This window comes from Streptomyces sp. NPDC006283 (genome assembly GCF_040613325.1).
In the GTDB taxonomy this organism is placed as follows: domain Bacteria; phylum Actinomycetota; class Actinomycetes; order Streptomycetales; family Streptomycetaceae; genus Streptomyces.
In genome coordinates this window covers 1-8102 of the sequence record NZ_JBEXRZ010000279.1, presented here as the reverse complement: position 1 = coordinate 8102, position 8102 = coordinate 1, and the positions used below count along the sequence as shown (strand labels likewise).

Below are 8102 nucleotides of genomic sequence, written 5' to 3'. Positions count from 1 at the left end.
GGTCGTTGAATTCCTGGCACCGTCGGTGGGTCCCGGGCTCAGGTTGCCGCGGCCGGGGCGGAACACGAGTTCCGCCCCGTCGTCCGGGTCACATCACGCGGCAGGCGCCGCGTGCGCACGGCGCTATGCGCAGGTGCCGGCGAACGAGCCCCGGGTCACCACGTCCGTCGAGGCGGCCGTCGTGTCGAGCCAGACCGTCCGCTGCCCGTCGCCGAGCGCCGGGGACAGCTGCATGCCGGAGGAGCAGGAGACCCTGCTGTAGACCGGGGCGCCGTTGACCACGTCGGCGAGCGGGGCCGCGTTCACCTTGCCGATCTTGCCGGTCCAGCCGCCGAGGGCACCGCTGGCGTCGTACGTCGAGTAGGCGAAGTACTCCTCGTTGACGGAGAACTGGCCGCCGTAGGTCGTGGACGGGCTGCTGATCCTCTTCTTCTGGGTGAGGTCGCCGAGCGGCGCGGACCAGAAGGCGTCGGAGCGTAAGAGGAACGCGGTGGTCTCGCGCCAGAAGACCCGGTCCTTCGTGAGCTGGATGTCCGTGGCCTCGCCGAAGACGAAGGACTGGATCCGCACGCGCTGAGAGGCGCCGGTGTCGATGTCGTACACGTTGATGTGGTCGTTGTCGCCGTCCCGCCAGGCCACCGTGCCGTGCTTCACCAGGTGGTGTCTGCCTGGATCCCGCTCGGCGACTGCCCCCTGGCGCAGGGCCCACTGATCTATCTGGAGGGCAGCCATCGACGGGTCCGCCGGGACGAGGCCGCCGGGGTGCTGAAGCGGCCCGCCTCGATGACGGCCGACCTCCCGGCGCTCGCCGACGAGTACGACGCACGCTGGCTGGTGGGCGACTTCGCAGCGGGCGACCTGCTGGTGCCACAACGCACACATCATCCACGCCTCGCTCGACAACCGGGACCCGGGCGGCCGCCTGCGGCTCTCCACGGACATCCGCTACCAGGCCGCGAGCGAGCCGATCGACCAGCGGTGGCAGCAGCACTGGCACGACCAGGACGGGCTGTGAAGGGCCGTAACGAGGTTCCGTTGCAGCACCCGTCGACAGGGCCGCCGGAGCAAGCCCGGGAGGGGTCCTGGCTAGGTGCGATTGATGGACACACCGCCGTCGACGAGGAGCGCGGTGCCGGTGACAAAGCTGGACGCGTCGGATGCGAGGTACAGCGCCGATTGCGCGATTTCCTCGGGCGTCGCCAGGCGTTTGACGGCGTGCATGCCCTCGACGAAGGCGAGCGTTTCCGGTGTGGCGTCGGGGGCGTTGGTGATGCTCGCGGGGGTGTCGGTGCCGCCGGGCAGGATGGCGTTCACGCGGATGGCAGCGGCGCCGTGTTCGGCGGCCAGCGCTTTCGTCAGCCCGATCGTCCCGGCCTTGGCGGCGGCATAGGCGGCCATGCCGGGCATGCCGACGGTGTAACCCACGAAGCTGGAGGTGATCAGGATCGATCCGGCGCCGCGCGAGAGCATCGCCGGCACCTGGTACTTGACGCCGAGGAACGCGGCGGTCAGGTTGACGTCGAGGATGTTGTGCCAGTCGGTGAGCGACAGCTCATGGGTCGGCATCTGCTCTCCGACGACACCGGCATTGTTGAACGCGATGTCCAGGCCGCCGAACCGGTCGACGGCCGTGTCGACGAGCGTCTTGGCCAGGCCCTCGTCCCGGACATCGCCGTCGACCGCGACGGCTGTGCCGCCGGCCTGCTCGATCTGATCGACCAGGTCGTCGAGCTCGGCGCGTCGTCGCGCGGTCACGACGGCCTTCGCGCCTTCCCGCGCGAAGAGCAACGCGGTCGCACGGCCGATGCCCGAACTTGCTCCGGTGACGATGGCAACCTTGTGCTCAAGTTTCATGACACCGAGCCTAGATCCGTGGAACATCAGCAGGCTGGCGGAAACCCGACATGGCGTTGATGTCGGCCGCATCGGTGCGCCCCTCCCCTCGCTCACAACAGCCGGCACGGAGCCAGTGAAGTCTTAGAATGAAATGAGCAACAACGACACTTTCCTCCGACGGAGGAGGGCTCCACCGTGTCTGCTGAGTCTCACGGCGGCCAAAAGGTCCTGCGCGGGGTGCGTAGTCCTGGGAGGAGCGCCGCCCCCCGTAGGTACTTGCCGGTCTCCGAGCACGGGCTGATCGGAGACCTGCGCAGTGCTGCGCTCGTGGGAACGAACGGCACGATCGACTGGTACTGCTGCTCCCGCTTCGACGCTCCCAGCGTGTTCGCCTCGATCCTCGACGCCGAGAAGGGCGGGAGCTTCGAGCTCGCGCCGGACGTGCCGACCCGAACGAAGCAGTTCTACTTCCCCGACACCAACGTGCTCATCACCCGTTTCTTCGCGGATGACGGTGTGGCTGAGATCCAGGACTTCATGCCGATCGTCGACAACTCGCGTGAGGCCGACCGGCACCGGCTGATCCGCAGAGTCGTCTGCGTCCGCGGATCACTGCCCTTCCGGGCCGGCGTCTCACCACGGTTCGGGTACGCAACCGAGCCGCACTCCATCCGCACCGATTCAGGCTGTCCGGTCTTCGAGTCGTCCTCACTCTCCCTCGCGCTGACGTCCAGCGTGCCGGTGGAGCACGACGGCCGGGACGTGTGGTCGCTCTTCAAGCTGCACGAAGGCGAGAGTGCCGTCTTCGCCCTCGACCGAGTCGGGGACACGGTGGCCCCCCGGGCCTGTGCCGTGACCGAGGCGGAAGAACTGTTCCAGGCCACCGTCCGGTACTGGCGGCGGTGGCTGTCCACGTCGCGCTACCGCGGCCGCTGGCGCGAGATGGTGCACCGCTCCGCACTGACCCTCAAGCTGCTCACATACGTCCCGACCGGCGCCATGGTGGCTGCGCCGACGACAAGCCTGCCCGAGCAGATCGGCGGCGAACGGAACTGGGACTACCGGTACGTCTGGATCCGCGACTCGGCTTTCTGCGTCTACGCGCTCCTGCGGCTCGGTTTCACCGAGGAAGCGCAGGCGTTCATGCGTTTCCTGATCGAGTACGCCCACCTCTCCGACTCCGGAACGGGCCCCTTGCAGATCATGTACGGCGTCGACGGTCGCCGGGATCTGCCCGAGCGCGAGCTGCCCCATCTCGAGGGCTATCAGGGCTCTGCCCCCGTACGCGTGGGCAACGAGGCGGTCGGCCAACTGCAGCTGGACATATACGGCGCCCTCGTCGACTCGATCTACCTCTACGACAAGTGGGGAGAGCCGATATCCAGCGCACACTGGGACACCGTCTGCGGCCTGGTCGAATGGGTCTGCGACAACTGGGACCAGCCCGACGAGGGCGTGTGGGAGACCCGCGGCGGACGCAAGAGCTTCCTGTACTCGCGACTGATGTGCTGGGTGGCGATCGAGCGGGCGATGCGCCTGGCCCGGCACCGCGGGCTGCCGGCCGACACGGCGCGCTGGAGCGCCACGCGCGATGCCATCTACCGCCAGATCATGGACCGCGGCTGGTCGGCCGAACGGAAGGCCTTCCTCCAGCACTACGGCGACAGCGTCCTCGACGCCTCGGTGCTGATGATGCCGCTGGCCAAATTCATCTCCCCCACGGATCCGAAATGGCTCTCGACACTGGACGCACTGGGCGAGGAACTCGTCGCGGACTCCCTGGTCTACCGGTATGACCCGCAGGCCAGCCCGGACGGTGTGCGGGGCGAGGAAGGAACGTTCTCGATCTGCTCCTTCTGGTATGTCGAGGCACTCAGCCGCGCCGGACGCCTGGAGGACGCCCAGTTGGCGTTCGAGAAGATGCTCACCTACGCAAATCATCTCGGGTTGTACGCAGAGGAGATCGGGCGCACCGGCGAGCAGAACGGCAACTTCCCGCAGGCATTCACACATCTCGCCCTGATCAGTGCGGCCTTCAACCTCGACCGGGCGCTGGGCTGAACGGCGCCCGGGACATCGGGAGTGCCGTGCCCGCAGCGGACCCAGAGACTTTCACAGGGGCGGTACGTCGTTCCACAGGGCAGGCATCCCGGCGTCCGGGACCGGCTCCCCGGCGTCGTCCGCGCCGTGCGCCGAGCCGGGGTGCAGGACCTGCTCGGACCAGATGATCTTTCCGTGGGCCGTGTGCCGCGTCCCCCACCGCTTCGCCATCTGGGCGACCAGGAACAGACCACGCCCGCCCTCGTCCGTCGTGGCTGCCCTGCGCAGATGCGGTGAGGTGCTGCTGCCGTCGGACACCTCGCAGACAAGGCTGCGGTCGTGCAACAGCCGCACCCGGATGGGCTCGGAGCCGTACCGGATGGCGTTGGTGATCAGCTCGCTGAGGATGAGCTCGGTGGTGAACGCCATCGCGTCGAGCCCCCACTCCTCCAACTGCCGGACGCATGCGGCGCGCACCCGGCCGACCTCCGCGGGATCGCTCGGTACGTTCCAGTGCGCGACCCGGCCCGGGTCCAGCACCCGGGTGCGGGCCACCAGCAGCGCGATGTCGTCGCTGCGTTCCGCGGGCGGCATGGTGCCGACCACCGCCTGGCAGGTGGCCTCCGGGCTCCGCTCCGCCGCCCCGCCGGACAGCGCGCCACGCAGCCGGTCCAGGCCGGCTTCGACGTCCCGGTCCGGGCCGGCGACGAGGCCGTCGGTGAACAGGACCAGGCTGCTCCCCTCGGGCAGTTGCAGCTCCGTGGTTTCGAAGGGCAGGCCGCCCAGGCCCAGCGGCGGGCCGGCGGGGATCTCGGGGAAGTCCACCGTGCCGTCGGGGCGGATCACGGCGGGCCCGGGGTGACCGGCCCGGGCCACGGTGCAGCTTCCGGTGACCGCGTCGTACACGGCGTACAGACAGGTGGCCCCGGTGATGGGGGCGCTGTCACCTACGGCCGGCTGGTTCTCGTCGATCCGGATGACCAGATCGTCCAGGCCGGCCAGCAGTTCGTCGGGAGCCATGTCCAGCGCGGCGAAATTGTGGATGCCGGTGCGCAGCCGGCCCATCGTGGCCACGGCCTGCAGACCGTGGCCGGTCACATCGCCCACCACCAGGGCGACCCGCGCACCCGGCAGGGGGATGACGTCGAACCAGTCGCCGCTCACCGCCTTGGCAGGCAGATAGCGGTGTGCGACCTCCAGGGCGTTCTGCTCGGGCAGCCCGCTGGGCAGCAGACTGTGCTGCAGCGTGACGGCCGTGGTGTGTTCGCGGGTGTAGCGGCGGGCGTTGTCGATGCTCACCGCCGCGAGGGCGACCAGCTCCTCGACGAGGGAGACGTCCTCCTCGTCGAAGGGGTCGGGCTCCTTGGAGCGCCAGAAGGAGGCCATGCCGAGGATGATGCCCCGGGCCCGGACCGGCACGGTGATCAGGGAGTGGATGCCGTAGCCGACGATCACCTCGGCCGTTGCGGGGTCCTGCTCCTGCCATCCGGAGAACGCGGGCAGCTCCGCCTCCAGCACCGTCCGGCCACTCGCGAAGCCGAATGCCTGCGGGGTGTTCGGTGCGAGACTGATCAGCCTGCCGAGCGGATAGAGGGGGTGGTCGTCCCGGATGCCGCTGAGGGCGATCCGGCGCATCTCCAGCCCCACCGGCTCCTCGCCGCGCAGTACCGGTTCCAGCAGATCGACGCTGGCGAAGTCGGAGAACCGGGGGACAGCCGCCTCCGTCAGCTCCTCGGCAGTGCGCACCACGTCGAGGGTGGTGCCGATCCGCACACTGGCGTCGTACAGCAGCCTCAGCCGCGTCCGCGCCGCCTCGGCACGGACGGCGAGCGCCTCCAGCTCCGTGGTGTCCCGCAGCGTCGCCACGCTGCCGGGCGGACCGCCGTAGGGGCCGGTCGGCCGTACGCTGATGGCCAGCAGTCGCTCCCCTGCCGTGTGGAGCTCATCGGTGGGACTGCGGTCGGACTGCAGGAGCGCGACGAGGCCCTCGTCCAGACCCAGCTCGGTGATGCTTCGCCCCTCCGCATCCGCGGGCAGCCCGAGCAGCCGCCGCGTCTCGTCGTTGGCCAGCAGCAGCCGGCCGTCCTCCCCGACGATGAGCACGCCCTCCCGGGCCGCGTGCAGGACCGCGTCATGGTGCTCGTACATACGGGCCATCTCTGCGGGGTCCAGGTTGTGGGTCTGCCGCCGCAGCCGCCTGCCCACCAGCGCCGAGCCGGCGGTGCCCAGGGCGAGTACGATCGCCGCGCCGCCCAGCAGGGCCGGGAGCTGGCGGTTGACCACGGTGCTCACGCTTTCGACGGTGATCCCGACCCCCACCGTGCCGACGGCCGAGCCGCCAGCCGTGGTGACGGGGACCAGCGAGAGCACGGACAGCCCCTCGGTGGTCTCGTCGATCTCCGTATGGGCCTGCTTCGGCACCTCCCCGCTACCGAGGACGCGCTCCCCGATGAGGTCCGGGTCGGGGTGCGTATAACGGACGCCCTCCGGGGAGTACGCGACGATGAGGTCCACGCCGGTCTGCTTCCGGATCTGCTCGGCACGCGGCTGCAGCACCTTGCTCGGTTCGGCGCTCGTCATGGCCGCCGCCGTCCCAGGAGCGTGCGCGAATGTCTCGGCGACGGCCATCGACCGGTCCCGGGCCTCACGCGTATTTTCGCCGCGAGCCTCCAGGACCAGCGTCCCGACGGCGGCAACGATCAGCAGTACCACAACCACCAGCTGCAGTAGCAGCACCTGACCGGCGACACTGCGCACCCCGAGGAAGGAGCGCCGGGGACGCCCCGGGGATGCTTGGGACGACGGGGTCACAGAACGCCCGAAACGTCCGAAACGACGCCCAACCATGCCCTCTTTCTATCACTCATCGATTGCAGGAGGGCGTGCGCTGGTCGCGATCACCGCTTCACGGAACCGCCCGCGCCGGGCCGATGCGGCTCGGGCACCGGTTCACCGGCCGGAACGTGGACGATCGCGGCATCCAGCAGGTGACCGGGTGACCGGCTTGCCGCTCCCCGGCGTGGACTCGTCCGTCGCACCGCGACGGGCCGGCGGCTCCCGCTCACTTCACCAGCCGGGCGGCCACGGACCGTGCCATGTCCAGCGCACTGTCGCGGTCCGCGCCGCGCTGGCCGAGGACGACGCGGGTGCTCAACCCGTCGAGCAGGGCGAGGAGTTCGGACGCCCGTGACGTCGCGTCGAGGCCGGCTGCGAACCGGCCCTGCCGCACTCCTCGGGCGAGGAGTGCCGCGAGGTCCTTCTGCCAGCTGCCGTCGATCTCGGCCTGGGCCTCGCGCAGCGGCTCGTTCGACGCGGTACGCGCCCACAGCTCGATCCAGAGCGTCCAGCGGGGGTCGCGTGGCCCGCGCGGGAGGTACAGCTCCAGGAAGAGGTCGAGTTTCCGTTCGGCGGTGACCCGGCGGGCGAGGAGTGCGCGGCGCTCGTCGGCGAGTGCGCTCTCGCTCCAGCGCAGCGCTTCCAGGAGCAGCAGGTCCTTACTGCCGAAGTAGTAGAGGATGTGGCCGCCGCTGGTGCCGAGGCGCTTGGCGAGTGCCGACATCGTGAGCGTGGCCAGGCCGTCCTCGGCGATGGCCGCCATCGCCTCCTCCAGCATCCGTTCCCGGGCGAGGTGTCCGTCCCGCCGTCGAGCCGTCGCGCTCACGCCGCGCCTCCTCGTCCATGTGCCTGCTGACGACCTTAGCGGCCCGATTTCCGCCGGGGTCTTGACGGCCGGGCCGCGAGGCCACATCTTGAATGACGTTCTAACTTCTAGAACGTCATTCAAAGTATCAGGCTTCCCGGGGCCCGCACGGGCACGCACATCGAGGAGGGGTGAGTCGCATGACTCAGCAGGAGACGACCGCGAGGGCGCCCGGCGGGACGGTCGCCGCCGACTGCGTCTTCCAGGTCGAGACGCACGGCATCGACCCGGTCCCCGACGAGGAGCGTCACGGCAGCGCAAAGGATCTGTTCTGGCTCTGGTTCGGCTCGAACCTCACCTTCACCTACGTCATCAACGGAGCCCTGGCCGTGGCCTTCGGCCTGTCCTTCTGGCAGGCGACCGGTGTCGTCGTCCTCGGTGGCCTGTCGTTCTTCGCCATCAGCGCCGCCGGACTGAGCGGCGTCCGAACCGGCACCGCCACCCTGGTCATCTCCCGCGCTCGGGCGTGCTCCGCAAGTTCCTGCTGGCCGACGACTGCGGACACGTGGCGCTCGAGTGGCAGCAC

5 protein-coding genes and 1 pseudogene are annotated in these 8102 nt (G+C 69.7%); 3 read left to right on the top strand and 3 right to left on the bottom strand.

The features are described from left to right. Positions 1-609 precede the first annotated feature (609 nt). Positions 610-807 (top strand): annotated as a pseudogene (locus ABZ070_RS33510) (phytanoyl-CoA dioxygenase family protein); the annotation flags it as partial. 279 nt (positions 808-1086) lie between these two features. On the opposite strand, the gene ABZ070_RS33505 reads toward ABZ070_RS33510, so the two are convergent. After that, positions 1087-1926 carry an SDR family oxidoreductase gene (locus tag ABZ070_RS33505; RefSeq protein ID WP_356639497.1) on the bottom strand — a complete coding sequence of 280 codons (840 nt, stop codon included), beginning with the start codon at positions 1924-1926 and terminating at the stop codon, positions 1087-1089. Positions 1927-2112: 186 nt separating this feature from the next. On the opposite strand from ABZ070_RS33505, the gene ABZ070_RS33500 reads away from it, so the two are divergent. Next, positions 2113-3897, top strand: coding sequence for a glycoside hydrolase family 15 protein (locus tag ABZ070_RS33500; RefSeq protein WP_356639495.1), 1785 nt, complete (start codon positions 2113-2115; stop codon positions 3895-3897). 51 nt (positions 3898-3948) lie between these two features. Here ABZ070_RS33500 and ABZ070_RS33495 read toward each other — a convergent pair whose 3' ends face one another. Next, the gene (locus ABZ070_RS33495) at positions 3949-6723 is read right to left on the bottom strand and encodes a SpoIIE family protein phosphatase (protein WP_356639493.1); all 2775 of its coding nucleotides are present in this window, start codon (positions 6721-6723) and stop codon (positions 3949-3951) included. Between the two features lie 214 nt (positions 6724-6937). After that, positions 6938-7537 (bottom strand): TetR/AcrR family transcriptional regulator, encoded by a 600-nt coding sequence (locus ABZ070_RS33490; RefSeq protein ID WP_356639491.1) that lies wholly within the window; start codon positions 7535-7537, stop codon positions 6938-6940. A 179-nt stretch (positions 7538-7716) separates the two neighbouring features. Between ABZ070_RS33490 and ABZ070_RS33485 the strand changes: the two genes are divergently transcribed. After that, on the top strand, positions 7717-8102 hold a 386-nt coding region (locus tag ABZ070_RS33485; protein WP_356639489.1), incomplete at its 3' end, for a cytosine permease.